This is a genomic window from Pseudomonas sp. B329, from assembly GCF_023127835.1.
GTDB classification, from domain to species: domain Bacteria; phylum Pseudomonadota; class Gammaproteobacteria; order Pseudomonadales; family Pseudomonadaceae; genus Aquipseudomonas; species Aquipseudomonas synxantha_A.
In genome coordinates, this window is sequence record NZ_SPKP01000050.1 from 1585 (window position 1) to 2086 (window position 502).

The window sequence follows — 502 nt, forward strand, 5'->3', positions numbered from 1 at the left end:
GGCACGAATCTTCAGTTGGCTGACTTGCAGCACCGGGCTGTCATCGCCATAGGCAAATACCGCCTGGTCCAGTACATAGTCGCCGTACAGGTGGGCACGGTGGACTTTGTGGCTGTGTTCGGGGTGGTCGGTGGGCAACTGCATCAGTTTGTCCAAGCCTGCCAGGGCGGTCTTGGCCTGCTGCCAGCGAATGATCACCTGGGTCAATTGCGCCATCGGCGCCATCATGCGTGAGCCGAGGATCGATGCCGCCACCAGTGCGCCGGTGGTCAGGTCGCCGGCCATCACCATCGGCGCGCCAAAGAAAATCACCACGGCAAACACCAGGGTCTGCATGGATTGCGACCAATACTGCAAACGATGGGTCAAGGCCTTGAGCCGCAGGTTCGCCGAAGCGGTAGTTGCGTTGTAGTGGTTCCAGCTCAGTTGGAATTTCTGCTCGGCTTGCAACGCCTTGACGTCCTCCATGCCCTGGATGGTTTCCACCAGCAAGGCATTGCGC

1 protein-coding gene is annotated in these 502 nt (G+C 59.8%); it reads right to left on the reverse strand.

Annotated features, from left to right (window positions below; translation table 11 throughout):
• A partial coding sequence (locus E4P00_RS21960; protein WP_248133068.1) for an ABC transporter transmembrane domain-containing protein occupies positions 1-502 on the reverse strand: 502 nt, incomplete at both ends.